This is a genomic window from Pseudomonas sp. CNPSo 3701 (assembly GCF_028674975.1).
Classification (GTDB): Bacteria; Pseudomonadota; Gammaproteobacteria; order Pseudomonadales; family Pseudomonadaceae; genus Aquipseudomonas; species Aquipseudomonas straminea.
This window is the reverse complement of sequence record NZ_JAQZSI010000001.1, coordinates 59,088-84,120: the sequence shown is the minus strand read 5'-3', so window position 1 is coordinate 84,120 and position 25,033 is coordinate 59,088. Positions and strand designations below refer to the sequence as shown.

General features: G+C 59.9%; 23 protein-coding genes. 20 read left to right on the top strand and 3 right to left on the bottom strand.

The window, feature by feature from the left end:
• Nucleotides 1-2: 2 nt before the first annotated feature.
• The 3 genes from recF to dnaA form a co-directional block, all read right to left on the bottom strand.
• The gene (gene recF, locus PVA39_RS00310) at nt 3-1,106 is read right to left on the bottom strand and encodes a DNA replication/repair protein RecF (RefSeq protein WP_274122297.1); all 1,104 of its coding nucleotides are present in this window, start codon (nt 1,104-1,106) and stop codon (nt 3-5) included.
• Between the two features lie 136 nt (nt 1,107-1,242).
• Nucleotides 1,243-2,346: a DNA polymerase III subunit beta gene (gene dnaN, locus PVA39_RS00305; RefSeq protein ID WP_093501079.1), complete on the bottom strand. Its 1,104-nt coding sequence runs from the start codon at nt 2,344-2,346 to the stop codon at nt 1,243-1,245.
• Nucleotides 2,347-2,381: 35 nt separating this feature from the next.
• Nucleotides 2,382-3,884, bottom strand: a complete 1,503-nt coding sequence (gene dnaA, locus PVA39_RS00300; protein WP_274122296.1) for a chromosomal replication initiator protein DnaA — start codon at nt 3,882-3,884, stop codon at nt 2,382-2,384.
• 522 nt (nt 3,885-4,406) lie between these two features.
• Between dnaA and rpmH the strand changes: the two genes are divergently transcribed.
• The 20 genes from rpmH (at nt 4,407) to PVA39_RS00200 (ending at nt 24,932) form a co-directional block, all read left to right on the top strand.
• Nucleotides 4,407-4,541, top strand: a complete 135-nt coding sequence (rpmH, locus tag PVA39_RS00295) for a 50S ribosomal protein L34 (RefSeq protein ID WP_003213577.1) — start codon at nt 4,407-4,409, stop codon at nt 4,539-4,541.
• A 15-nt stretch (nt 4,542-4,556) separates the two neighbouring features.
• Nucleotides 4,557-4,958: a ribonuclease P protein component gene (rnpA, locus tag PVA39_RS00290; protein WP_274122295.1), complete on the top strand. Its 402-nt coding sequence runs from the start codon at nt 4,557-4,559 to the stop codon at nt 4,956-4,958.
• The gene (yidD, locus tag PVA39_RS00285; RefSeq protein ID WP_093501083.1) at nt 4,951-5,196 is read left to right on the top strand and encodes a membrane protein insertion efficiency factor YidD; all 246 of its coding nucleotides are present in this window, start codon (nt 4,951-4,953) and stop codon (nt 5,194-5,196) included. The genes rnpA and yidD overlap by 8 nt, the downstream gene beginning before the upstream one ends.
• A gap of 2 nt (nt 5,197-5,198) precedes the next feature.
• Nucleotides 5,199-6,941, top strand: coding sequence for a membrane protein insertase YidC (gene yidC / locus PVA39_RS00280; protein WP_274122294.1), 1,743 nt, complete (start codon nt 5,199-5,201; stop codon nt 6,939-6,941).
• Nucleotides 6,942-7,016: 75 nt separating this feature from the next.
• A complete protein-coding gene (gene mnmE, locus PVA39_RS00275) occupies nt 7,017-8,384 on the top strand; it encodes a tRNA uridine-5-carboxymethylaminomethyl(34) synthesis GTPase MnmE (RefSeq protein ID WP_274122293.1) in 1,368 nt (455 codons plus the stop codon).
• A gap of 178 nt (nt 8,385-8,562) precedes the next feature.
• Nucleotides 8,563-12,417, top strand: a complete 3,855-nt coding sequence (locus PVA39_RS00270; RefSeq protein ID WP_274122292.1) for an RHS repeat-associated core domain-containing protein — start codon at nt 8,563-8,565, stop codon at nt 12,415-12,417.
• A gap of 1 nt (nt 12,418) precedes the next feature.
• Nucleotides 12,419-12,874: a hypothetical protein gene (locus PVA39_RS00265; protein ID WP_274122291.1), complete on the top strand. Its 456-nt coding sequence runs from the start codon at nt 12,419-12,421 to the stop codon at nt 12,872-12,874.
• A 542-nt stretch (nt 12,875-13,416) separates the two neighbouring features.
• Nucleotides 13,417-15,309, top strand: coding sequence for a tRNA uridine-5-carboxymethylaminomethyl(34) synthesis enzyme MnmG (mnmG, locus tag PVA39_RS00260; protein WP_274122290.1), 1,893 nt, complete (start codon nt 13,417-13,419; stop codon nt 15,307-15,309).
• Complete coding sequence (gene rsmG / locus PVA39_RS00255; RefSeq protein WP_443200923.1) at nt 15,309-15,953, top strand: 16S rRNA (guanine(527)-N(7))-methyltransferase RsmG; 645 nt, start codon at nt 15,309-15,311, stop codon at nt 15,951-15,953. The genes mnmG and rsmG overlap by 1 nt, the downstream gene beginning before the upstream one ends.
• A 13-nt stretch (nt 15,954-15,966) precedes the next feature.
• Entirely contained in the window at nt 15,967-16,755 is a 789-nt protein-coding gene (locus tag PVA39_RS00250) for a ParA family protein (protein WP_274122289.1), read from the top strand.
• Nucleotides 16,756-16,766: 11 nt separating this feature from the next.
• A complete protein-coding gene (locus tag PVA39_RS00245) occupies nt 16,767-17,639 on the top strand; it encodes a ParB/RepB/Spo0J family partition protein (protein ID WP_274122288.1) in 873 nt (290 codons plus the stop codon).
• A 159-nt stretch (nt 17,640-17,798) separates the two neighbouring features.
• A complete protein-coding gene (locus tag PVA39_RS00240; RefSeq protein WP_274122286.1) occupies nt 17,799-18,191 on the top strand; it encodes a F0F1 ATP synthase subunit I in 393 nt (130 codons plus the stop codon).
• A 31-nt stretch (nt 18,192-18,222) separates the two neighbouring features.
• Complete coding sequence (gene atpB, locus PVA39_RS00235; protein ID WP_013793557.1) at nt 18,223-19,092, top strand: F0F1 ATP synthase subunit A; 870 nt, start codon at nt 18,223-18,225, stop codon at nt 19,090-19,092.
• Between the two features lie 152 nt (nt 19,093-19,244).
• A complete protein-coding gene (atpE, locus tag PVA39_RS00230; RefSeq protein ID WP_003097235.1) occupies nt 19,245-19,502 on the top strand; it encodes a F0F1 ATP synthase subunit C in 258 nt (85 codons plus the stop codon).
• A gap of 58 nt (nt 19,503-19,560) precedes the next feature.
• Nucleotides 19,561-20,031 (top strand): F0F1 ATP synthase subunit B, encoded by a 471-nt coding sequence (locus PVA39_RS00225; RefSeq protein ID WP_013793556.1) that lies wholly within the window; start codon nt 19,561-19,563, stop codon nt 20,029-20,031.
• Nucleotides 20,032-20,045: 14 nt separating this feature from the next.
• Nucleotides 20,046-20,582, top strand: a complete 537-nt coding sequence (locus tag PVA39_RS00220; protein ID WP_013793555.1) for a F0F1 ATP synthase subunit delta — start codon at nt 20,046-20,048, stop codon at nt 20,580-20,582.
• Nucleotides 20,583-20,603: 21 nt separating this feature from the next.
• Nucleotides 20,604-22,148 carry a F0F1 ATP synthase subunit alpha gene (gene atpA, locus PVA39_RS00215; RefSeq protein WP_274122284.1) on the top strand — a complete coding sequence of 515 codons (1,545 nt, stop codon included), beginning with the start codon at nt 20,604-20,606 and terminating at the stop codon, nt 22,146-22,148.
• Between the two features lie 50 nt (nt 22,149-22,198).
• Complete coding sequence (gene atpG / locus PVA39_RS00210) at nt 22,199-23,059, top strand: F0F1 ATP synthase subunit gamma (protein WP_192292459.1); 861 nt, start codon at nt 22,199-22,201, stop codon at nt 23,057-23,059.
• 27 nt (nt 23,060-23,086) lie between these two features.
• Nucleotides 23,087-24,463: a F0F1 ATP synthase subunit beta gene (gene atpD, locus PVA39_RS00205; RefSeq protein ID WP_013793552.1), complete on the top strand. Its 1,377-nt coding sequence runs from the start codon at nt 23,087-23,089 to the stop codon at nt 24,461-24,463.
• A gap of 40 nt (nt 24,464-24,503) precedes the next feature.
• On the top strand, nt 24,504-24,932 hold the full coding sequence (locus tag PVA39_RS00200) for a F0F1 ATP synthase subunit epsilon (protein ID WP_013793551.1): 429 nt from the start codon (nt 24,504-24,506) through the stop codon (nt 24,930-24,932).
• Nucleotides 24,933-25,033 lie beyond the last annotated feature (101 nt).

Here is a 25,033-nt window from a genome sequence, read left to right as displayed (position 1 = left end):
CCTTACTCCCGGTGGTCGTGGGTCTGGGTGATACGCCCATGTTCCACGTGGAACATGGAAACCGGCGTATCCGTTTGCCAGCCATCGCTCAACAATTCATGGTCTACACAGGTGATGAATACCTGGCAGTTCAAATCTTCCAACAAACGACACAAAGCGCGGCGATGCTGCTCATCCAGTTCTGACGGCAGGTCATCCACCAGATAGATACATTGGCCGCGCTTGGCCTGATCAACCAAATGCCCCTGAGCGATTCGCAAGGCGCACACCACCAGCTTCTGCTGGCCACGGGAGAGAATATCTGCCGCGTTGTGAGCACCCAGCCTTAACCTGAGATCGGCGCGTTGCGGTCCGGATTGGGTGTGCCCAATCTGCTGGTCACGCAATAACGACGACGTCAGCACTTCACTCAGAGGACGCTCTCTATCCCATCCCCGGTAATAGCTCAATGTGAGCCCCTGCAGATCGACCAGTTCACTGAGGGTACGCTCGAAGACGGGCTTCAATTGCTGTATGTAGGATCGCCGATAACTGTCGATTTCATCGCTGGCCAGGCACAACTCGCGATCCCAGGCCGCTTGAGAAACGGGGTCAAGTGTACCACGGCGAAGCCAGGAATTACGCTGCTTGAGGGCCTTCTGCAGGCGCTGCCAGGCGGGCAAAAATCGCTGTTCCACGTGGAACACTCCCCAATCGAGGAACTGCCGACGGATCTTCGGTGAGCCCTCCAGCAACCGGAAACTGTCCGGATTGATTAGCTGCAAAGGTAACGTTTCGGCAAGCTGCGCAGCGCTGCGCGCGTTCTGCCCGTCAATGCGAATCTGGAATTCGCCCTGACGATCTCGTGATACGCCGAGGTTGCTAAGCCGGCCATCATTCAACTGCACCTGCCCAAACAGGGTACAGACCTGCTGCTCGTACTGAATCACCGGCAACAGGCGAGCACTGCGAAAGGAACGCGCCAGGCCGAGCAGGTGAATACCCTCGAGCACACTGGTCTTGCCGCTGCCGTTATCGCCGTAAAGAATGTTGATGCGCGGCGAGGGCAGCAGGGTCGACGGCTCGAGATTACGAACGGCGGTGAAATTGATGCGGGTCAGGGACATGAACAGGCCGAAAGAGAAGGGCAGCGATCACGCCGCCTGAAACGAAATCAGCCTTGGATGTTACGGATCAAAACTGCATCCGAACATACCAAGGCTGATTATCTGACGCTGGGTAGCTGCCTTTCAGCAGCCAGAATTACAAACGCATCGGCATGACGACGTAAGCAGAGTCGTCATTGTCAGCTTCCTGTACCAGGGCACTGCTGTTGGAGTCGGACAGGATCAGACGCACCTGCTCGGTGGTCATCACACCGAGTACATCCAACAAGTAGCTGACGTTGAAACCGATTTCCAGGGAGCTGCCGTTGTAATCGACGGCGATTTCTTCTTCGGCTTCTTCCTGCTCCGGGTTATTGGCCTGAATTTTCAGCAGACCGGCAGCCAGTTGCAGACGAATACCGCGGTACTTTTCGTTGGACAGAATCGCGGTACGGCTGAAGGCTTCGCGCAGACCCTGACGGTCAGCGACCACCAGCTTGTCGCCGCCACGGGGCAGCACGCGCTCGTAATCCGGGAACTTGCCGTCGACTAGCTTGGAGGTGAAGGTGAATTCGCCGGTGGTGGCACGGATGTGATGCTGGCCCAGGACGATGGATACTTCGCCGTCCTGTTCGGTCAGCAGGCGAGCCAGTTCGAGGATACCTTTGCGCGGCACGATGACCTGATGCTTGCCGTCCTGCTGGATGGTCGCCTCCATGGAGCACATCGCCAAGCGGTGACCGTCAGTGGCAACGGCGCGCAGGATGCCGGTCTGCACTTCAATCAGCATGCCGTTGAGGTAGTAGCGCACGTCCTGCTGAGCCATGGCGAAGCTAGTGCGCTCGATCAGGCGGCGCAGTTTGCTCTGTACCAGGTTGAAGGTCAGCGAACCCGGGCCTTCCTCGACGGTGGGGAAATCATTGGCCGGCAGCGTGGACAAGGTGAAACGGCTACGACCGGCCTTGACCAGCAGCTTCTGCTCGTCGACGCGGATGTCGATCAGTGCATCGGCAGGCAGGCTCTTGCAGATGTCCATCAGCTTGCGGGCTGGCACGGTGATCTCGCCGGGCTCGGCGGCATCTTCCAGGGCCACGCGACCAACCAGCTCGACCTCCAGGTCGGTACCGGTCAGCGACAGTTGCTGGCCTTCGACGACCAGCAGAACGTTGGACAGAACCGGCAAGGTCTGGCGGCGTTCCACGACGCCGGCGACCAGTTGCAGGGGTTTCAACAGGGCTTCGCGTTGAATGGTGAAGTGCATGGTCTAGTCCCTTGCCTCGTGCATGGAGTTGCGTATCAAGTGGTCAGTGTACGCAGCAGGTTCTTGTAATCCTCGCGGATGTCCGCGTCGGATCCCCTAAGTTCAGCAATCTTACGACAGGCGTGCAACACAGTGGTGTGATCACGACCGCCGAACGCCACGCCGATCTCCGGCAGGCTGTGGTTGGTCAATTCCTTGGACAACGCCATGGCGACCTGACGCGGCCTGGCTATGGAACGCGAACGACGTTTGGACAACAGATCGGTGATCTTGATCTTGTAGTACTCGGCCGTGGTGCGCTGGATATTGTCGATGCTCACCAGCTTGTCCTGCAGGGCCAACAGGTCCTTCAGCGATTCACGGATCAGCTCGATGGTGATGTCGCGGCCCATGAAGTGCGAGTGGGCGATGACGCGTTTCAGCGCACCTTCAAGCTCACGCACATTGGAGCGGATACGCTGGGCAATGAAGAACGCCGCATCGTGGGGAAGGTCGACCCTGGCCTGGTCGGCCTTCTTCATCAGGATCGCCACACGGGTTTCCAGCTCGGGCGGTTCGACCGCCACGGTCAGGCCCCAGCCGAAGCGCGACTTCAGACGCTCTTCCAGCCCTTCGATTTCCTTCGGGTAGCGGTCGCTGGTGAGAATCACCTGCTGGCCGCCCTCGAGCAGTGCGTTGAAGGTGTGGAAAAACTCTTCCTGAGAGCGCTCCTTCTTGGCGAAGAACTGAATGTCATCGATCAGCAGCGCATCCACCGAGCGGTAGAAGCGCTTGAATTCGTTGATGGCATTGAGTTGCAACGCCTTGACCATGTCAGCCACGAATCGCTCGGAGTGCAGGTACACGACCTTAGCGTTCGGGTTCTTGGCCAACAGGTGGTTACCCACCGCGTGCATCAAGTGCGTTTTACCCAGGCCGACGCCGCCATAAAGGAACAGCGGGTTGTAACCGTGCTTGGGATTGTCCGCCACCTGCCAGGCAGCGGCGCGGGCCAACTGGTTCGACTTGCCCTCGACAAAATTATCGAAGGTGAAGGTGCGGTTCAGGTAGCTGGTGTGCTTGAGGCCACCTTCTACCTGCACGTTACGCTCGGTACGCGTCGGTGCAACGCTGGGCGTTGCACCGGCCATGGAGTCGAAGCTGGCCCGCGAAGGCTCGGTCTGCGCCGGCGGCTTGGGCGGCGGTGCGCTGACCTGAGGTGCCGGGGCTGCGGGTGCAGGTGCGGAGGGCGCCGGACTGTTGTAGCTGGAAGCAGACGGCGAAGGTGTCAGTACCGCCCGCGGCGCCGAACTGCGACGGCTGCCGATCAATAGCGAAATAGCGGGCACCAGACCAGTTGCTCGCTCACCGAGCAACTCGAGCATGCGGCCCATGTACTTTTCGTTGACCCAGTCGAGAACGAAACGATTCGGTGCGTAGACACGCAACTCATCGCCTTCGGCTTCTACTTGTAGTGGACGGATCCAGGTGTTGAATTGCTGGGCAGGCAGTTCATCGCGCAGGAGTTCCACGCACTGCTGCCAAAGTTCCACGGACACGGACATCCCCTGATTGAAAGCGCTGAGGCAAAAACAGCACCTATTGTAGCTCCAAGAGGTGGAGTTATCCACATAGGAAAGCCAATCAGTACACGCTAAATCAAGGTGTTAGGCAATTTGCCACATGTCGGAAATGACCTGATTGTACTCTGTGGATAAAGCGGCATAAGCACCGTTTAAAAGCGGGTGGAAAACTCTCTGGATATTCGACCTGTGGGTAAAAACGCATTTCGTCCCCAGCCGATACCCAGCACGCGAACATGCGCAGCACGGTTTTCTGACAGACTTTTGAATCGCCGCAACCCTTAAATGTTCTAGCCTGTATGAACTTATCCACAGAAGGGGTCGAGCTAAGCTATAAACACTAAAACAAGCCTTTCTAAAAAGATTCTTTCCTCTATATTTCTCTATCTGCAAAACAACTGGTTGGAAATTGACCTGGCCTGCGGCTTTCTCTAGAATCGCCGGTCTCTTAAAACGGGGACCATTCCGGTCCGTTGTCGATAACCAGGTAACCGCATCATGAAACGCACTTTCCAACCCAGCACCATCAAACGCGCTCGTACCCACGGCTTCCGTGCTCGCATGGCTACCAAGAACGGCCGTGCCGTCCTGTCGCGTCGTCGCGCCAAGGGCCGCGCTCGCCTCGCAGTCTGATTTTCCAGTCTTGTGGTGAGTCGAGGCTTCGGCCGGGAGAAGCGCCTGCTCACTCCCCGGCAATTCAAGGCAGTCTTCGACTCTCCAAGCGGCAAAGCGCCGGGCAAGAGTGTCCTGCTGCTTGCGCGCAACAATGAGCTTGATCATTCACGCCTAGGTCTGGTGATCGGCAAGAAGAGCGTCAAGCTCTCCGTTGAGCGCAACCGCCTGAAACGCCAGATCCGCGAATCGTTCCGCCTCAACCAGGACAATCTGGTGGGCTGGGACGTCGTGGTCGTTGCGCGTAAAGGCCTGGGTGATCTGCAGAACGCCGAGCTGGCTCAACAGTTCAGCAAATTGTGGAAGCGCCTGGCTCGCAGCAAACCTGCCCAACAGGCCAATGCCCAGACCGGGGTGAACGACAATCCCCATGCGTAAACTGGTTCAAGCTCCAATCCGGTTTTACCAGTACGCCATCAGTCCGATGATGGCCAGTCATTGTCGTTTCTACCCCACTTGTTCCTGCTACGCGCTTGAAGCCATCGAAACCCATGGCGTCCTGCGTGGTGGCTGGCTGACCGTTCGTCGTCTGGGACGCTGCCACCCCTGGCATCCCGGAGGCTACGATCCGGTGCCCCTCGCGAAAAACTCCCGTTCCTCTTCGATGGCCGAATAATCATGGATATCAAACGTTCGATCCTGATCGTCGCCCTGGCAGTCGTGTCCTACATGATGGTTCTTCAATGGAACCAGGACTACGGCCAGGCCGCTCTGCCGAATCAGACCGCTTCGACCAGCAAACCCGCACCGAGTCTGCCGGAAACCGCTTCGACGGCGGCCAGCAATGACGACGTGCCGACCGCCAATGCCGGCAACACCGAGCCAAGCCCGGTGGAAACCGTTGCGGTCAGCGACGAGCTGATTCAGGTCAAGACCGACGTACTGGATCTGGCCATCGATCCGCGTGGTGGTGATGTGGTTCGCCTGAGCCTGCCGCACTACCCGCGCCGCCAGGACCGTCCGGACGTGCCCTTCCAGCTGTTCGACAACGGCAACGAGCACCTGTACCTCGCCCAGAGCGGCCTGACCGGTGCCAATGGCCCGGACGCCCGTGCCGCTGGCCGCCCGCTGTACAACAGCGAGCAGCGCGTCTACCAACTGGCTGACGGCCAGGAGCAACTGGTGGTCGACCTGACCTTCAGCGATGCTGGCGTCAACTACACCAAGCGTTTCACCTTCCACCGCGGCCTGGACACCAGCTGCTCGGCCAAGGAAGTTGAGCAGAAGAAAACCGGTTGCATCACCGGCAATGGTTACGAGATCGGTGTTACCTACCTGATCAACAACCAGAGCGCCAATGCCTGGACCGGTAACCTGTTCGCCCAGCTCAAGCGTGATAACAGCGGTGACCCATCCTCGAGCACCGCCACCGGCACCGCCACCTACCTGGGTGCCGCGCTGTGGACGCCTGAGAAGCCGTACACCAAGGTGTCCATGAAGGACATCGACAAGCAGAACCTCAAGGAAACCGTGCAGGGTGGCTGGGTTGCCTGGCTGCAACACTACTTCGTGACTGCGTGGATTCCGGCCAAGGACGACACCAACCTGGTGCAGACCCGCAAGGACAGCCAGGGCAACTACATCATCGGCTATACCGGCCCAGCGCTGAACGTGCCAGCCGGCGCCGAAGGCCAGGCCAGCACCACGCTGTACGCCGGTCCGAAGATCCAGAAGGATCTGGCCGCGCTGTCGCCTGGCCTGGACAAGACCGTCGACTACGGCATCCTGTGGTTCCTCGCCGAGCCGATCTTCTGGCTGCTGGAACATATCCACAACCTGCTGGGTAACTGGGGCTTCTCGATCATCGTGCTGACGCTGATCATCAAGCTCGCGTTCTTCCCGCTGTCGGCTGCCAGCTATCGCTCCATGGCGCGCATGCGTGCCGTTTCGCCACGCCTGCAGGCGCTGAAGGAACAGTTCGGCGACGATCGCCAGAAGATGTCCCAGGCGATGATGGAGCTGTACAAGAAAGAGAAGATCAACCCGCTGGGCGGCTGCCTGCCGATCCTGGTGCAGATGCCAGTGTTCCTGGCCCTGTACTGGACCCTGCTGGAATCCGTCGAGATGCGTCAGGCACCGTGGATCCTGTGGATCACCGACCTGTCGATCAAGGATCCGTTCTTCATCCTGCCGATCATCATGGGCGCCACCATGTTCATCCAGCAGCAGCTGAACCCGACGCCCCCGGACCCCATGCAGGCCCGCGTGATGAAAATGATGCCGATCATTTTCACCTTCTTCTTCCTGTGGTTCCCGGCGGGTCTGGTGCTGTACTGGGTGGTCAACAACGTCCTGTCCATCGCCCAGCAGTGGTACATTACCCGCAAGATCGAAGCCGCGAACAAGCCTTCCGAGGCCTAAGCGCTCGCGCTTCACCCGATACATGACAGACGCCCCCTAGTGGGGCGTTCTGCTATCCAGCGTCTGGAGAATGTTATGTCCGCCCCCCGTGAAACCATCGCCGCCGTCGCCACCGCCCAGGGTCGTGGCGGCGTGGGTATCGTCAGAGTCTCCGGCCCGCGGGCCCGGATGATCGCCATCACCCTGAGCGGCATCGAGCCCAAACCGCGGCATGCTCATCATGGCGCCTGGCATGACGATGCCGGCGAGGTGATCGATGAAGGCCTGCTGCTGTTCTTCCCCGGCCCCCATTCGTTCACCGGCGAGGACGTGCTCGAACTACAGGGCCATGGCGGTCCGGTGGTTCTCGATATGCTCCTGCAGCGCTGCCTGGAGCTCGGCGCTCGCCAGGCACGCCCGGGCGAATTCAGCGAGCGGGCGTTTCTCAACGACAAGCTCGACCTGGCCCAGGCCGAAGCCATCGCCGACCTGATCGAGGCCAGCTCGGCCGAGGCGGCGCGTAATGCCGTGCGCTCGTTGCAGGGTGAATTTTCCCGGCGCGTACATGAGCTGACCGAGCGTCTGATCGCCCTGCGCATCTATGTCGAGGCGGCCATCGACTTCCCTGAGGAGGAAATCGACTTCCTCGCCGATGGCCACGTGCTCAGTCTGCTCGAAGGCGTGCGCGAACAGTTATCCACAGTGCTGCGCGAAGCCGGGCAGGGCGCCCTATTACGCGACGGCATGACGGTGGTCATCGCCGGCCGGCCGAATGCCGGCAAGTCCAGCCTGCTCAATGCCCTGGCCGGGCGTGAGGCCGCCATCGTCACCGATATCGCCGGTACCACCCGTGATGTGCTGCGTGAACATATCCACATCGACGGAATGCCGCTGCACGTGGTCGACACCGCCGGGCTGCGCGATACCGATGATCAGGTCGAGCGGATTGGCGTGGAGCGTGCGCTGAAAGCGATCGGCGAGGCGGACCGCGTGCTGCTGGTCGTCGACTCGACGGCACCGGAAGCCGCCGATCCCTTCGCCTTGTGGCCCGAATTCCTACAGCAGCGGCCGGATATGGCCCGAGTCACGCTGATTCGCAACAAGGCGGACCTGTCCGGTGAACCGGTGGCACTGCACAACGCTGACGATGGTCAGGCCACCCTGGCGCTGTCTGCCAAATCCAGCGAGGGCCTGGAACTGCTGCGCGAACACCTGAAGGCCTGCATGGGTTTCCAGCAAACCGCGGAGAGCGGCTTCAGCGCCCGCCGCCGTCACCTCGACGCCCTCCACCAGGCGCAACGCCACCTCGACCACGGCCACGCGCAACTGACCCTGGCCGGTGCCGGCGAGCTGCTCGCCGAGGACCTGCGCCAGGCTCAACAGGCCCTGGGCGAAATCACTGGTGCGTTCAGCTCCGATGATCTGCTGGGACGGATCTTCTCCAGTTTCTGCATCGGCAAGTAACGACCGCAAAACGTTCTGTGGATAAGTCGCTAAAGCCTCGTGGTGACGGGAACGCTGCCTGAACGAGATAGTCTGATCGTGCGGCAGCCACAATCGGCGCCTTCAGATAGCCTCAGTAAAGGAATACAGCATGAGTGGCCTCCCGGTTTCTCATATCGGTCACAAGGTGGCCGGTTCCGTGATCGTTTCCGGCTCGCCCAACGTCTTCGTGGGCAGCACCGCCGTCGGCAAGGCTGATCGTCCTTCGGCGTGTGGACCCGTAACCGGCCAGCCGGTCAACCCGATGCTCGGCGTGAAGATTCTTCCCGGTGAGGTGGACTTCTCTTTGCCGGCCCCCATACCCTTCGCTTTCATACGGATGTACGTATCCAGCAACGAGCAGATTGGCAGCCTGGGCCAGGGCTGGGCATTGCCCGCTGAAGGTCTGGGACTGGAAGTAAGCGACGAGCATACGGTGTTGATCGATTCCCAGGGACGGCGCATCGGTTTTCCGGCATTGGCGCCTGGCGCTGCGTTCTACTCCGGTAGCGAACTGCTGTGGATTCGCCGCGGCGGCCACGACCCCGATCAATCGTTTGAGCCCTGGGGCAGCAAGTGGACGGGTGTGCCGCTGCCCGTGCAGCAGCACGAAGGCTCGGTCGTAGTGCTGCGTGAGCGGGTGTTCCTGCATTTTCTACGCAACGGCGAAGGGAGCTGGCTGCTGCACGCCAGCTTTGATCGTAATGGCTACCGCACCGAATACAGCTGGAATGCCTCGGGCAGTCTGTCCTGCGTAAGGGACAGTGCGGGGCGTAGCTACGCCTTCATCTATCAACAGGTGGGCGAACCGGTTCCCGGCGATTCGCGGCTGCGTCTGTACGGGGTCATTCTCGGCAATCCGGACGGCCCACTGCCCGCCGGCCTCGATCCAACCCAGCCGGGGCTCGACTGGCTGGTGACCTATAGCTTCAACGACAGCGGTGATCTCATCGAAGTGCGTAACCGAATGGGGCAGGTGACGCGCCGCTTCGAGTGGCAGAACCATATGCTGGTGGCTCATGCACAGCCGGAAGGCCTCGAGGTCCGCTATGAGTGGGACCGCTACGAGCCTGCTGGAAAAGTCATCCGGCAGATCGAACACGATGGTCTGAGTCGTGCCTATCACTACGAGCCAAACCATACCGAAGTGGTGGATAACCTTGGCCGGCGCGAGCGCTATCTATTCGAAGGCCAAGGCGCCGATCGTCACTGGGTCGCCCACGAGCGGGCCGACGGAAGCCGCATCGAATTCACCTACGATGCCTACGGCCGCCTGGCGACCATCAAGGATCCGTTGCAGCGGGCGATGAAGGCGCGCTTCAATGGCGAGGGCATGCGAGCAGAGCTCGAGGAACCCGGCAAGACCGGTACGCGCTACTTTATTGATGACGACAACGGCTTCGTCACCGGCATACGCAACGCTGACGGCCATGAATGGCAGATGCTGCACGACGAGCGCGGCAACCTGATCAACTTCATCGACCCGCTGGGCGCGCAGACACGACAGGCGTATCAGGATCCGCGCCTGCCCGATCGCCCGACGACGATCACCGATGCCAAAGGCGGCACGCGGCACCTGGCCTGGAATCGCTTTGGGGCCCTGGAGCGCTACACCGACTGCTCCGGGCATACCACAACCTGCGAGTACGACAGCAATGGCTGGCTGATTTCGCAAACGGGGCCACTCGGACAATGCGTTCGCTATCAACGCGACGCCATGGGCCGTTCGCTCAGACGAGTCGAGCCCGATGGTACCCAGATCGACTTCACCTACGATCACCTTGGGCGCCTGGTTGTGGCTGCCAGCCAGGGCAAGCAGGCGAGCTTTACCTGGGACCGCTTCAGCAGGCTGACCAGCCTGACCAACCCGAACGGCGGTACGCAGCACTACGCCTATGACCCGGCGGGGCGCCTGATCAGTTTGCAGAACGAGAACGGCGCACAGATTCGCTTCGCCTACGACGAAGTGGATCGCCTGATTCAACAGCAGGATCTCGATGGTCGCATTCGCCAGTACCGTTACGATGCGGCCGGCAACCTGCTGGAAGAACGCGATGACGAAGGCCGCCTGATTCGCTTCGAATACGATGTGCAGGGCAGGCTGCTGCGTCGGCACCTACCCGCCACCGAGCATGCCGAAGCTTTCAGCGTAAGTTATACGTGGAGCCCTGGCGGTCAGCTACTGGGAGTGAAATGCCAGGACAGCGATGTGCGCTTCAGTTATGACGCGGCCGGCCGGATCGTCCACGAACTACAAACCCTCGGCGCAGACTGGGTATACGGCGTCGAGCATCAGCTCGACCCATTGGGCAACAGGGAAAGCAGCCGCTACGGTGATGCTCCTCAGGTCAACTGGCTGCTTTATGGATCGGGGCATCTGCATGGTGTGGTGGTCGACGCGGTGGAACTGGCTTTCGAGCGTGATGCCAGCCACCGGGAAATCCACCGCGATGCCCGCCGCCGAAGCGATGGCAGCGTTTTGTTCAGCGAGTCTCGACAACACAATCAGACCAACCGACTGATAGCCGGTGCACTGAAAACCCTGGGCGGTACAAAGTGGCAACGACGCTACCAGTACGACGCCCAGGGCGACCTTGTTTCCATTCATGACAATACCGCGGCGACTATCGAATACCGCTACGACCAGGTTGGCCGTCTGATCGCAAGCGCGCAGGGTGATCTTTCCCGTTACTACCATTTCGATCCGGCCAGTAACCGTGTGGATAAGTCTGGCCAGCAATGCCTGGATAACCGCATCACTTATCTGGACGGCCATCAGTTTCGCTACGACAGAGTCGGTAACCTGATCGAACGCATCGAGCCAGATGGAGCCCGTACGCTGCTGGGTTACGACGGCGCCAACCGCCTGGTGCATCTGCAGCGCCTCGAATACGATGGCCGAGCGCTGCAGGCCCGCTACCACTATGACGGCCTGTCGCGGCGCATCGCAAAGGACGTCTGGCGCGATGGCCGGCAGCAACGCATCTACTACGGCTGGGATAACCACCGTCAATGCGCCGAAGCACAGGCCGATCAGTTGCGCACCACCGTGCACCAGCCGAACAGCTTCGTCCCATTGCTGCGTTTGGAACAGCGATGCCATCAGGAAGGTGCCGAGGTCCTGGAGATCCGCCGACAGCTGGGTTACGAGGGGCAGGCTCTACCCGATGCGATGCGCCCACCGGTCGAGGATCTGCGCTTGACGTTCTTCCATACCGATCATCTGGGTACGCCGCTGCGCCTGACCGATATACACGGCAACCTGCTCTGGAGCGGCGAATCGAGCGATTGGCATGCTATCGGCGACGAACAAGGCAGCACGGATCAACCGATTCGCTTCCAGGGCCAGTACCTGGATGTGGAAAGCGGTCTGCATTACAACCGCTTCCGTTACTACGATCCACAGGCCGGGCGCTATCTGACCCAGGATCCGCTGGGGCTGCTGGCAGGCATGAACACCTACCGATATACCGAGCTGCCAACCCTGGGGGTGGATCCTCTCGGGCTATGGGATTTCATCACCAATAATCCTGGCATCCAGCAGCAAGTTTCGCTGGCTCAACATATGTACCAGAACGGGGCCACTCCAGAACAGGTCACCGAAGCCCTGTATCCCACTCGCGGGTTCGAAGGCTCGTTGTCGGCCGATATCAGCATGGCGGGTCACGCCGGTGGCGGCGGATCAGGAGCAATCGGTTTATCCACAGGAAAGAAAAAGAGGGATCAGTGGTTCAACCTGTGCGTGTATTACACCACATGTGGAACCCTTGGCCCTGGCGCTTCCTTTGGCGTTGGTGGCAACGTTTCGGCAAGTAACGCGCCTCCAACCAGCGGCACGACAAGAAGCATCGGAGCCTTCGGTGGAGGCGGCTTCCTGGCCGACGTGGGCGGTAGCGTGATGTCCGAGGTCGGCAACCCAACCAACGTCACGGTCAGTGGCGGCATCAGCGCCGGCGGCGGTGGCGCTGCCGGAGTGATGATCTGCGAACAAAAACAGATTTGTTTGAGAGACTGATATGAATGGGATCGGTAAAGCTCTTGCGGCGCTAGGCTGCACAATATTGATGGGGTGCTCGCAGGGCGATGAAGATTTCGTCAGCGCTGGCAGCGACTATGTGGAGCAATTTCATCAGGATGTTCGGCAGGGCCGCTACGCGGCTATCTACCAGGCGTCCTCATCGGGGCTAACGTCCAATGCCAGCGAGCAGGAATTCATCGATCTACTGACGGTAGTGAATCGTGGGTTGGGAGATGTGCAGGAAACACGGCTGGTAAGCCAGGCTTCCGTGAAGGCCGATACGGGGCAGCCGCTTACCCTGCTGCTTTACAACACCCGCTTTGCTGAAGGGGAAGGCACCGAATCCTTCTACCTGGAAAATGCGGACGGCAAGCCTCTGCTGTTTCGCTATGACGTCAAATCCGACACGCTCATGAAGAAGATGATCGAGCAAGGCGCTCGCGCTTCCCAATAACACCCTCCTTTTTTTATCCACACCCCTTGGCCACGACGCCAAGGGGTTCGTGCGATCTTTCAGCAAATTTTCCGATCTCCAGAAGCATTCACGGGGGAAAATAAACCCTGTGGAAAAGCACGCATGAGCCTTGCAGATAACCCAGTGACTAAGCCAGGGATAAACCGCCCTGTGAATATCTTGTGCTTTTATGCACAGGGTGATCACTGCCGTCGCACACGAGCCGCGCAGGATAATCCCGCTTTCATACATTGCTGTACATCTCATGAATAAAGGCTTGCAGCGATCTATCCACAGATGTCGCGAGCACCATTTATAAACATAAAAACAAGCCTTTTAAAAAAATCATTCTTTTTTCTTTATTTACTTCCAAGCTCTGCTCCACGTACCGGTGGGAAACAGTCCGCACGCAAACGATCCTTTATTGAGGGCAGAACCAGTTGGCTATTTTTTGTGCAAAAGGCTTCTTTCAGCCCAGCTAAATCCCTATACTTGCCGCCCTTTCCTAAAAGCTCCCTTTCTCAACAGGCACGAGGTGCGTGGTGGATTTCCCTTCCCGTTTTCAAGTGATCGTCATCGGCGGCGGTCATGCCGGTACCGAGGCTGCGCTTGCAGCGGCGCGCATGGGCGTTAAAACCCTGCTGCTGACACATAACGTGGAAACCCTCGGGCAGATGAGCTGCAACCCCGCCATTGGCGGGATCGGCAAGAGCCACCTGGTCAAGGAAATCGACGCCCTCGGCGGCGCCATGGCGACCGCTACCGATCTGGGTGGCATCCACTTCCGCGTACTCAATAGCCGCAAGGGTCCGGCAGTGCGTGCGACTCGTGCCCAGGCTGACCGCATTCTCTACAAGGCGGCAGTACGCGAAATTCTGGAAAACCAGCCCAACCTGTGGATATTCCAGCAAGCCGCCGATGACCTGATCGTCGAGCAGGATGAAGTGAAAGGCGTGGTCACTCAGATGGGGCTGCGTTTCTTCGCAGACTCCGTGGTGCTGACCACCGGCACCTTCCTCGGCGGACTTATCCACATCGGCCTGCAGAACTATTCCGGCGGCCGTGCAGGTGATCCGCCCTCGATCGCCCTGGCCAAGCGCCTGCGTGAATTGCCGCTGCGCGTCGGTCGCCTGAAGACCGGCACGCCGCCACGTATCGACGGTCGTTCGGTGGACTTCACCCAGATGACCGAACAGCCAGGCGATACACCGATCCCGGTGATGTCGTTCATGGGTAACAAGGAGCAGCACCCACGCCAGGTGAGTTGCTGGATCACCCACACCAATGCGCGCACTCACGAGATCATCGCTGCCAACCTCGACCGCTCGCCGATGTACTCCGGGGTGATCGAAGGTGTGGGCCCGCGGTATTGCCCGTCGATCGAGGACAAGATCCATCGCTTCGCCGAGAAGGACAGCCACCAGGTGTTCATCGAGCCGGAAGGCCTGACCACCCATGAGCTGTACCCCAACGGCATTTCCACGTCCCTGCCGTTCGATGTGCAGCTGCAGATCGTGCAGAGCATCCGCGGCATGGAAAACGCCCATATCGTGCGCCCGGGTTACGCCATCGAGTACGACTACTTCGACCCGCGTGACCTGAAGTACAGCCTGGAGACCAAGGTCATCGGCGGTCTGTTCTTCGCTGGCCAGATCAACGGCACCACCGGTTACGAAGAAGCCGGCGCGCAAGGCTTGTTGGCCGGCGCCAATGCCGCGCTGCGCGCCCAGGGCAAAGACAGCTGGTGCCCGCGTCGCGACGAGGCCTACATCGGCGTGCTGGTCGACGACCTGATCACCCTGGGTACCCAGGAGCCGTACCGTATGTTCACCTCGCGGGCCGAATACCGGCTGATCCTGCGCGAAGACAACGCTGATCTGCGCCTGACCGAGAAGGGCCGCGAGCTGGGCCTGGTCGACGACCACCGCTGGGCGGCGTTCGAAGCCAAGCGCGAAGGCATCGCCCGGGAAGAGCAGCGCCTGAAAAGTACCTGGGTGCGCCCGAACACGCCCCAAGGCGAGGCCATCGTCGAGCGCTTCGGCACGCCGCTGACCCACGAGTACAACCTGCTCAACCTGCTGTCGCGCCCGGAAATCGATTACGCCGGCCTGGTCGAGGTGACCGGCGAAGGCGCCGAGGATCCCCAGGTTGCCGAGCAGGTCGAGATCAAGACCAAGTACGCCGGCTACATCGAGCGTCAGCAGGACGAGATCGCCCGCCTACGCGCGAGTGAGGAAACCGAACTGCCTGTGGATATCGACTATGCGACCATTTCCGGGCTGTCCAAGGAGATCCAGCACAAACTCGGCAACGCTCGGCCGCAGACTCTCGGTCAGGCCTCGCGCATCCCTGGCGTCACCCCGGCAGCCATCTCCCTGCTGCTGATCCACCTGAAAAAACGCGGCGCTGGTCGCCAGTTGGAGCAGAGCGCCTGATGTCCGTTACCGCTCGCCACGCCGAAGAACTGCAACAAGGCGCTCGTGAACTGGGCGTCGATTTGACCGAGCAGCAGCAGGCGCAGCTGCTGGGTTACCTGGCGCTGCTGATCAAGTGGAACAAGTCCTACAACCTGACCGCCGTGCGCGATCCGGACGAGATGGTGTCGCGCCATCTGCTCGACAGCCTCAGCGTGGTGCCTTTCGTCGCAGAGGCTGGGGATAACTGGCTGGACGTCGGCAGTGGCGGCGGCATGCCGGGCATTCCGTTGGCCATCCTGTTTCCCGAGCGGCGCTTCACGTTGCTCGATTCCAACGGCAAGAAGACCCGCTTTCTCACCCAAGTGAAGCTCGAGCTGAAGCTAGCCAACCTGGAAGTTATCCACCGTCGTGTGGAAGCCTTCATGCCCGAGCAGCCATTCAACGGCATCTGCTCGCGGGCGTTCAGCTCGCTGGAAGATTTCTCCAACTGGACGCGCCATCTGGGCGATGGCCACACCCAGTGGCTGGCCATGAAAGGCGTGCACCCGGACGACGAGCTGCAGGCGCTGCCGGCGGACTTCCGTCTCACCGCCACCCACGTGCTCAAGGTTCCCGGTTGCCAAGGCCAGCGCCATCTGTTGATACTGCGTCGCTCGGTTTAAGGGGAACGGCAACATGGCTAAAGTATTCGCAATCGCCAACCAGAAAGGCGGCGTGGGCAAGACCACGACCTGCATCAACCTGGCGGCTTCCTTGGTTGCGACCAAACGCCGTGTGCTGCTCATCGATCTCGATCCGCAGGGCAACGCCACCACCGGTAGCGGCATCGACAAGCAGACCCTGGAACACTCCATCTACGACGTGCTGGTCGGCGACTGCAACCTGGTCGAAGCCATGCAGTTCTCCGAGCACGGTGGCTATCAGTTGCTGCCGGCCAACCGCGACCTGACCGCCGCGGAAGTGTCCCTGCTGGAAATGAAGATGAAGGAGAGCCGCCTGCGTTATGCACTGGCGCCGATCCGCGAGAACTACGATTACATCCTCATCGACTGCCCGCCGGCACTATCGATGCTGACGATCAATGCCCTGGTCGCCTCCGATGGGGTGATCATTCCCATGCAGTGCGAGTACTACGCACTGGAGGGGCTGAGCGATCTGGTCAACAGCATCCAGCGCATCGGCAAGCTGCTCAACCCGACGCTGAAGATCGAAGGCCTGCTGCGCACCATGTACGACCCGCGCATCAGCCTGACCAGCGACGTGTCTGCCCAGCTCAAGGAACATTTCCCCGACACGCTCTATCAAACCGTAATCCCGCGCAACGTGCGACTGGCCGAAGCTCCCAGCTTCGGTATGCCGGCGCTGGTCTATGACAAGCAATCCCGTGGTGCGATCGCCTACCTGGCGCTGGCTGGCGAGCTGGTTCGCCGCCAGCGCGCGAACGCCCACACCGCAACCGTATAAGGAAACTGTGCATGGCTGCCAAGAAACGTGGGCTCGGTCGAGGCCTGGACGCCCTGCTGGGAGGCACCAGCGTCGATACGCTCGAGCAGGAAGCGGTCAAGGCCGATACCCGTGAGCTGCAGCACCTGCCTCTGGACCTGATTCAGCGCGGCAAGTACCAGCCGCGTCGCGATATGGACGTCACCGCGCTCGAGGAGCTGAGCCAGTCGATCAAGACCCACGGCGTGATGCAGCCCATCGTGGTGCGTCCGGTGGGCGAAGGGCGTTTCGAGATCGTTGCCGGTGAACGCCGCTGGCGAGCCACCCAGCAGGCCGGGCTGGACTGCATCCCGGCGCTGGTACGCGAGCTGCCGGACGAAGCCGCCATCGCCATGGCGCTGATCGAGAACATCCAGCGCGAAGACCTCAACCCCATCGAAGAAGCCATGGCGCTGCAGCGCCTGCAGCAGGAATTTCAGCTGACCCAACAACAGGTCGCCGAAGCCGTCGGCAAGTCGCGGGTGACCATTACCAACCTGCTGCGCCTGATTGCCCTGCCCGAGGAAGTGAAAACCCTGCTCTCTCATGGCGACCTGGAAATGGGCCACGCCCGCGCACTGCTCGGCCTGCCGGTCGAGCAGCAGACCGAAGGTGCGCGACACGTTGTCGCACGGGGCCTGACCGTACGTCAGACCGAGGCGCTGGTGCGTCAGTGGCTGAACACCCAGGAGCGGCCAACTGCCACCACCAAGGTCGATCCGGATATCAGCCGCCTCGAACAGCGCCTGGCTGAGCGGCTGGGCTCTCCCGTGCAGATCAAGCACGGCCAGAAGGGCAAGGGCCAGCTGGTCATTCGATACAATTCCCTCGATGAGCTTCAGGGCGTCCTAGCCCACATCCGCTGAAACAATTGCTCCTCGAGCACTACGGCGAAAAGACTTTCGGGCAGTTGAATGGGGTGGGAACCACCCCTATACTCTGCGCGCATTTCGGCGGCACAAAATGTGCCAAGTTATTGATTAGCTTGGCAACGATATCTGAGAGCTGTTTCCCCGGGAAAAATGATGGATACCCGCACGCCCAAACGCTTGCCGTTCCATCGTCTGCCGGTGTTTCCGATTCTCGTGGTGCAACTGCTGGTGCTGTTGGTTCTCGCCGCTGCCTGCTGGCAATGGAAGGGCACAACCGCTGGTTATTCCGGATTGTGCGGCGGGCTGATTGCCTGGCTGCCGAATCTGTACTTTGCCCACAAGGCATTCCGGTTCTCCGGAGCGCGGGCAGCCCAGGCCATCGTCCGGTCGTTCTACGCCGGCGAAGCAGGGAAACTGGTTTTGACAGCAGTGCTTTTCGCACTGGTGTTCGCAGGTGTGAAGCCATTGGATGCGGCGGCCTTGTTCGGCGTTTTCCTCCTGACCCAATTGGTCAACTGGTTCGCACCCTTGCTGATGAAGAGATGATTTTTAAAGCCTTAGAGCGTTTGAGGGATTTATGGCAGCTGCAGAAACCGCTTCGGGTTATATCCAGCATCACTTGCAGAACCTGACCTACGGTCAGCACCCGGTCAATGGTTGGGGGTTCGCCCACAACGCCCAGGAAGCCAAAGAAATGGGCTTCTGGGCTTTCCACCTCGATACACTGGGTATCTCCGTGGTGCTGGGTCTGATCTTCATCTTCCTGTTCAAGGCCGCTGCCAAGCGCGCCACCTCCGGTCAACCCGGTGGCCTGCAGAACTTCGTCGAAGTGCTGGTCGAGTTCGTCGACGGCAGCGTGAAGGACACCTTCCACGGCCGTAACGCCCTGATCGCCCCGCTGGCCCTGACCATCTTCGTCTGGATCTTCCTGATGAACCTGATGGACCTGGTGCCGGTGGACTGGATCCCGGTCGCTGCCGCCAAGATCGCCGGCGACGAGCACCTGTTCTTCCGCGCTGTACCGACTACCGACCCGAACGCCACCCTGGGCATGGCCCTGTCGGTATTCGCGCTGATCATCTTCTACAGCATCAAGGTCAAGGGCATTGGCGGCTTCCTGGGCGAGCTGACCCTGCACCCGTTCAGCGCCAAGAACATCTTCGTCAAGATCCTGCTGATCCCGGTCAACTTCCTGCTGGAGTTCGTGACCCTGATCGCCAAGCCGGTGTCTCTGGCCCTGCGACTGTTCGGCAACCTGTACGCTGGCGAGCTGATCTTCATCCTCATCGCGGTCATGTTCGGCGGCGGCATTCTGTTGGCAGCACTGGCAGGCGTTCTGCAGTGGGCCTGGGCAGTCTTCCACCTGATCATCATCACGCTGCAGGCCTTCATCTTCATGATGCTGACCATTGTCTACCTGTCGATGGCGCACGAAGACAGCCATTGATGAACGTATCGCGCATCCTTGATGCGCGGCGTTGTCGATGGATCCAGCCTCGGCTGGAACGCCCGCAAGGGCACTGGAAGTAACGGTTTTGCTTTACCGCTTTACCCTTAGAAAAACCTTAACCAATACGACGTAAAAAGTCGGGAGGAAAGATGGAAACTGTAGTTGGTCTGACCGCGATCGCTGTTGCTCTGCTGATTGGCCTGGGCGCTCTGGGTACCGCTATCGGCTTCGGCCTGCTGGGCGGCAAGTTCCTGGAAGGCGCTGCGCGTCAGCCGGAAATGGTTCCGATGCTGCAAGTCAAAATGTTCATCGTCGCCGGCCTGCTGGACGCCGTGACCATGATCGGTGTTGGTATCGCACTGTTCTTCACCTTCGCGAACCCCTTCGTTGGTCAAATCGCTGGCTAATCACTCGAATTTTTCGAGTTGATTGGTGTGATGGACAACGAACGAGCGAGGTGTTGGCGTGAACATTAATGCAACCCTGATTGGCCAGTCCGTTGCCTTCTTCATCTTCGTGCTGTTCTGCATGAAGTTCGTATGGCCTCCGGTCATTGCGGCTTTGCAAGAGCGTCAGAAGAAGATTGCTGAAGGTCTGGACGCTGCCAGTCGTGCGGCTCGTGACCTGGAGTTGGCCCAAGAGAAAGCGGGTCAGCAACTGCGCGAAGCCAAGACACAGGCTGCTGAAATCATTGAGCAAGCCAAGAAACGCGCGAACCAGATCGTCGATGAAGCCCGTGATCAGGCTCGCGTCGAGGCGGATCGCGTGAAGGCTCAGGCTCAGGCCGAGATCGAACAGGAAATCAACAGCGTCAAAGACGCCCTGCGTGCCCAAGTGGGTGCCCTGGCCGTCGGCGGTGCCGAGAAGATCCTGGGCGCATCCATCGACCAAAACGCGCATGCGGAGCTGGTTTCCAAACTGGCCGCCGAAATTTAAGCGAGGGCGCGATCATGGCAGAACTGACCACGTTGGCCCGACCTTATGCCAAGGCGGCTTTCGAATACGCCCAGGCCCACCAGCAGCTGGCCTCTTGGTCAGCCATGCTCGGCCTGGCAGCGGCGGTGTCTCAGGACGCCACCCTGCAGAGCGTGTTCAAGGCCCCGCGTTTGACGAGTACAGACAAGGCCACCACCTTCGTCGAGGTGTGTGGTGACAAGTTCGACGCCCAGGTGCGCAATTTCATCCACGTTGTCGCGGAGAATGATCGTCTGGCCCTGTTGCCGGAAATCTTCGCACTGTTCGAGCTGTACAAGGCCGAGCAGGAGAAGTCGATCGACGTGGACGTTACCAGTGCCTTCGCATTGAGCGATGAACAGCAAGACAAACTCGCCAAGGTTCTCAGTGCACGGCTCGGCCGGGAAGTGCGCCTGCACGCTGCGGAGGACGCCGCCTTGATTGGTGGTGTCGTGATCCGCGCCGGCGACCTGGTTATCGATGGCTCAGTTCGCGGCAAGATCGCGAAGCTGGCCGAAGCATTGAAATCTTGAGTTTGAAGGGGCAGCAGAGCTATGCAGCAACTCAATCCTTCCGAAATTAGTGAAATCATCAAGGGACGTATCGAGAAACTCGACGTCTCTTCCCAAGCCCGTAACGAAGGCACCATCGTCAGCGTATCCGACGGTATCGTGCGCATTCACGGTCTCGCCGACGTCATGTACGGCGAAATGATCGAGTTCCCGGGCAGCGTCTACGGTATGGCACTGAACCTGGAGCAAGACTCCGTCGGTGCCGTTGTCCTGGGTGCGTACACCACCCTGGCCGAAGGCATGAGCGCCAAGTGCACTGGCCGCATCCTGGAAGTTCCGGTTGGTCCGGAGCTGCTGGGCCGCGTCGTCGACGCACTGGGCAACCCGATCGATGGCAAAGGCCCGATCAACACCGCCGCTACCGACGCTGTCGAGAAAGTGGCTCCAGGTGTGATCTGGCGTAAGTCGGTCGACCAGCCGGTACAGACTGGCTACAAGTCGGTCGATGCCATGATCCCGGTAGGCCGTGGCCAGCGCGAGCTGATCATCGGTGACCGTCAGATCGGTAAGACTGCCCTGGCCGTCGACGCCATCATCAACCAGAAGAACAGCGGTATCTTCTGCGTCTACGTAGCCGTTGGTCAGAAGCAATCGACCATCGCCAACGTGGTTCGCAAACTCGAAGAGTCCGGCGCTCTGGCCAACACCATCGTCGTCGCTGCTTCGGCTTCCGAATCCGCTGCGCTGCAGTTCCTGGCTCCTTACGCCGGCTGCACCATGGGCGAATACTTCCGCGACCGCGGTGAAGATGCACTGATCGTTTACGATGACCTGTCCAAGCAGGCCGTTGCCTACCGTCAGATCTCCCTGCTGCTGCGCCGTCCGCCAGGCCGTGAAGCCTACCCGGGCGACGTGTTCTATCTCCACAGCCGTCTGCTGGAGCGTGCATCGCGCGTTTCCGAAGAGTACGTCCAGAAGTTCACCAACGGCGCCGTGACTGGCAAGACCGGTTCCCTGACCGCTCTGCCGATCATCGAAACCCAGGCTGGTGACGTTTCCGCGTTCGTTCCGACCAACGTGATTTCCATCACCGACGGTCAGATCTTCCTGGAATCGGCCATGTTCAACTCGGGTATCCGTCCGGCCGTCAACGCCGGTATCTCGGTATCCCGTGTGGGTGGTGCTGCGCAGACCAAGATCATCAAGAAGCTCTCCGGTGGTATCCGTACCGCTCTGGCTCAGTACCGTGAACTGGCGGCATTCGCCCAGTTCGCTTCTGACCTGGACGAAGCCACCCGCAAGCAGCTCGAGCATGGTCAGCGCGTTACCGAGCTGATGAAGCAGAAGCAATACGCTCCGATGTCCATCGCGGACATGGCGCTGTCGCTGTATGCCGCCGAGCGTGGTTTCCTGACCGACATCGAAGTCGCCAAGATCATCAGCTTCGAGCAGGCTCTGATCGCCTTCTTCAACCGTGATCACGCCGACCTGATGGCGAAGATCAACGAGAAGGGTGACTTCAATGACGACATCGATGGCCAGCTGAAAGCCGGTATCGAGAAGTTCAAAGCCACCCAAACCTGGTAAGCCGCAGCGGGCGTCGCAAGACGCCCGCCTGCTAACCCGATAGGTGTGAAATGGCAGGCGCAAAAGAGATTCGCAGCAAGATTGCGAGCATCAAAAGCACGCAGAAGATCACCAGCGCCATGGAAAAGGTGGCGGTCAGCAAGATGCGCAAGGCACAACAGCGCATGGCAGCTAGCCGTCCCTATGCGGAGCGTATCCGCCAGGTAATTGGTCACCTGGCCAACGCCAACCCGGAATACCGTCATCCCTTCATGATCGAACGCGAAGTCAAGCGCGTCGGTTACGTGGTGGTGAGTTCGGACCGTGGTCTGTGCGGTGGCTTGAATACCAACCTGTTCAAGGCCCTGGTCAAGGACATGTCGGCAAACCGCGAGCGCGGCGTGGAGATTGATCTCTGCGTAGTTGGCAGCAAGGGTGCGGCATTCTTCCGCAACTTTGGTGGCAACGTCGTTGCTGCGATCAGCCACCTCGGCGAAGAGCCGTCGATCAATGATCTGATCGGCAGCGTCAAGGTGATGCTCGATGCTTACCTGGAAGGGCGTATCGACCGTTTGTCCGTGGTTTCCAACAAGTTCATCAATACCATGACCCAGAAGCCGACCGTGGAGCAGTTGATTCCACTGGTGGCCGATGCGGATCAGGAGCTGAAACACCACTGGGACTACCTGTACGAACCCGACGCCAAGCAGCTGCTTGACGGGCTGATGGTGCGCTACGTGGAGTCGCAGGTGTACCAGGCAGTGGTCGAGAACAATGCAGCCGAACAGGCCGCACGGATGATCGCGATGAAGAACGCCACCGATAACGCGGGCGACCTCATCAAAGACCTGCAGTTGATCTACAACAAGGCACGTCAGGCAGCGATCACCCAGGAAATTTCGGAAATCGTCGGCGGCGCTGCCGCGGTTTAACGGTTCAAATATTCAGAGGAACCAAAGATGAGTAGCGGACGTATCGTTCAAATCATCGGCGCCGTCATCGACGTGGAATTCCCGCGTGACAAGGTGCCGAGTGTTTATGAAGCGCTGAAAGTAGTCGGCGCCGAAACCACTCTGGAAGTTCAGCAGCAGCTGGGCGACGGCGTGGTGCGTACCATTGCGATGGGTTCGACCGAAGGCCTCAAGCGTGGCCTGAACGTCGACAGCACTGGCGCTGGCATCCAGGTGCCGGTCGGGGTCAAGACCCTGGGCCGTATCATGGACGTGCTGGGCAACCCGATTGACGAAGCCGGTCCGATTGGCGAAGAAGAGCGCTGGGGCATTCACCGTGCCGCACCGACCTACGCCGAGCAATCGGGCTCCAACGAGCTGCTGGAAACCGGCATCAAGGTTATCGACCTGGTCTGCCCGTTCGCCAAGGGCGGTAAAGTCGGTCTGTTCGGTGGTGCCGGTGTCGGCAAGACCGTAAACATGATGGAGCTGATCCGTAACATCGCCATCGAGCACAGCGGTTATTCCGTATTCGCCGGTGTGGGTGAGCGTACTCGTGAGGGTAACGACTTCTACCACGAGATGAAGGACTCCAACGTTCTCGACAAGGTAGCCCTGGTCTACGGTCAGATGAACGAGCCACCAGGCAACCGTCTGCGCGTCGCCCTGACCGGCCTGACCATGGCCGAGAAGTTCCGTGACGAAGGCCGTGACGTTCTGTTCTTCGTGGACAACATCTACCGCTACACCCTGGCCGGTACCGAAGTATCCGCACTGCTCGGCCGTATGCCGTCGGCAGTAGGTTACCAGCCGACCCTGGCTGAAGAGATGGGTGTTCTGCAAGAGCGCATCACCTCCACCAAGACCGGTTCGATCACCTCGATCCAGGCCGTTTACGTACCTGCGGACGACCTGACCGACCCGAGCCCGGCGACCACCTTCGCCCACTTGGACGCCACTGTCGTACTGTCCCGTGACATCGCCTCCCTGGGTATCTACCCGGCGGTCGACCCACTGGACTCGACCTCGCGCCAGCTGGACCCGAACGTGATCGGCCAGGAGCACTACGACACCGCTCGCGGCGTTCAGTACGTGCTGCAGCGCTACAAAGAGCTGAAGGACATCATCGCGATCCTCGGCATGGACGAACTGTCGGAAGAAGACAAGCAGCTGGTATCCCGTGCTCGTAAGATCCAGCGCTTCCTGTCCCAGCCGTTCTTCGTTGCTGAAGTGTTCACCGGTTCGCCAGGCAAGTACGTTTCCCTGAAGGACACCATCGCTGGTTTCAGCGGCATCCTCAAAGGTGAGTACGATCACCTGCCGGAGCAGGCGTTCTACATGGTCGGTGGCATCGAAGAAGCCATCGAGAAAGCGAAGAAACTGTAATCCCGTGCGCCCGGCAACGGGCGCTTACGTGAGGCTAGATATGGCTATGACAGTCCATTGCGACATCGTCAGCGCAGAAGGCGAGATCTTCTCCGGTCTGGTCGAGATGGTGATCGCGCATGGCAACCTGGGTGATCTGGGTATCACCCCGGGCCACGCGCCGCTGATCACCGACCTCAAGCCGGGCCCGATTCGTCTGGTCAAGCAGGGTGGCGATATCGAGGTGTTCTACATCTCCGGTGGCTTCCTGGAAGTGCAGCCAAGCATGGTCAAGGTACTCGCCGACACCGTGCAACGCGCTGCTGACCTGGATGAAGCCTCCGCTCAGGAAGCCGTCAAGGCTGCCGAGAAAGCGCTGAGCGAGCAGGGAGCCGAGTTCGACTACGGTTCCGCCGCTGCTCGTCTGGCCGAGGCCGCAGCCCAGCTGCGCACCGTCCAGCAAATGCGCAAGAAGTTCGGCGGTAGCTGATACCGACGCTCTTCATCGTTGCTTGGAAAAGGGGTAGCCTTGGCTACCCTTTTTCTTGCCTGCGATTTAACCAAGGTTGTGGATAACCCGATCATGTGAGA

What these genes read in the sequence shown, in the direction of transcription:
- dnaN (WP_093501079.1), bottom strand. Translation starts at nt 2,346, where the DNA reads ATGCACTTCACCATTCAACGCGAAGCCCTGTTGAAACCCCTGCAACTG.
- PVA39_RS00200 (WP_013793551.1), top strand. Translation starts at nt 24,504, where the DNA reads ATGGCTATGACAGTCCATTGCGACATCGTCAGCGCAGAAGGCGAGATC.
- PVA39_RS00250 (WP_274122289.1), top strand. Translation starts at nt 15,967, where the DNA reads ATGGCTAAAGTATTCGCAATCGCCAACCAGAAAGGCGGCGTGGGCAAG.
- PVA39_RS00240 (WP_274122286.1), top strand. Translation starts at nt 17,799, where the DNA reads ATGGATACCCGCACGCCCAAACGCTTGCCGTTCCATCGTCTGCCGGTG.
- atpD (WP_013793552.1), top strand. Translation starts at nt 23,087, where the DNA reads ATGAGTAGCGGACGTATCGTTCAAATCATCGGCGCCGTCATCGACGTG.
- recF (WP_274122297.1), bottom strand. Translation starts at nt 1,106, where the DNA reads ATGTCCCTGACCCGCATCAATTTCACCGCCGTTCGTAATCTCGAGCCG.
- PVA39_RS00265 (WP_274122291.1), top strand. Translation starts at nt 12,419, where the DNA reads ATGAATGGGATCGGTAAAGCTCTTGCGGCGCTAGGCTGCACAATATTG.
- rpmH (WP_003213577.1), top strand. Translation starts at nt 4,407, where the DNA reads ATGAAACGCACTTTCCAACCCAGCACCATCAAACGCGCTCGTACCCAC.
- atpA (WP_274122284.1), top strand. Translation starts at nt 20,604, where the DNA reads ATGCAGCAACTCAATCCTTCCGAAATTAGTGAAATCATCAAGGGACGT.
- atpE (WP_003097235.1), top strand. Translation starts at nt 19,245, where the DNA reads ATGGAAACTGTAGTTGGTCTGACCGCGATCGCTGTTGCTCTGCTGATT.
- mnmE (WP_274122293.1), top strand. Translation starts at nt 7,017, where the DNA reads ATGTCCGCCCCCCGTGAAACCATCGCCGCCGTCGCCACCGCCCAGGGT.
- rsmG (WP_443200923.1), top strand. Translation starts at nt 15,309, where the DNA reads ATGTCCGTTACCGCTCGCCACGCCGAAGAACTGCAACAAGGCGCTCGT.
- atpG (WP_192292459.1), top strand. Translation starts at nt 22,199, where the DNA reads ATGGCAGGCGCAAAAGAGATTCGCAGCAAGATTGCGAGCATCAAAAGC.
- yidD (WP_093501083.1), top strand. Translation starts at nt 4,951, where the DNA reads ATGCGTAAACTGGTTCAAGCTCCAATCCGGTTTTACCAGTACGCCATC.
- atpB (WP_013793557.1), top strand. Translation starts at nt 18,223, where the DNA reads ATGGCAGCTGCAGAAACCGCTTCGGGTTATATCCAGCATCACTTGCAG.
- yidC (WP_274122294.1), top strand. Translation starts at nt 5,199, where the DNA reads ATGGATATCAAACGTTCGATCCTGATCGTCGCCCTGGCAGTCGTGTCC.
- PVA39_RS00220 (WP_013793555.1), top strand. Translation starts at nt 20,046, where the DNA reads ATGGCAGAACTGACCACGTTGGCCCGACCTTATGCCAAGGCGGCTTTC.
- PVA39_RS00245 (WP_274122288.1), top strand. Translation starts at nt 16,767, where the DNA reads ATGGCTGCCAAGAAACGTGGGCTCGGTCGAGGCCTGGACGCCCTGCTG.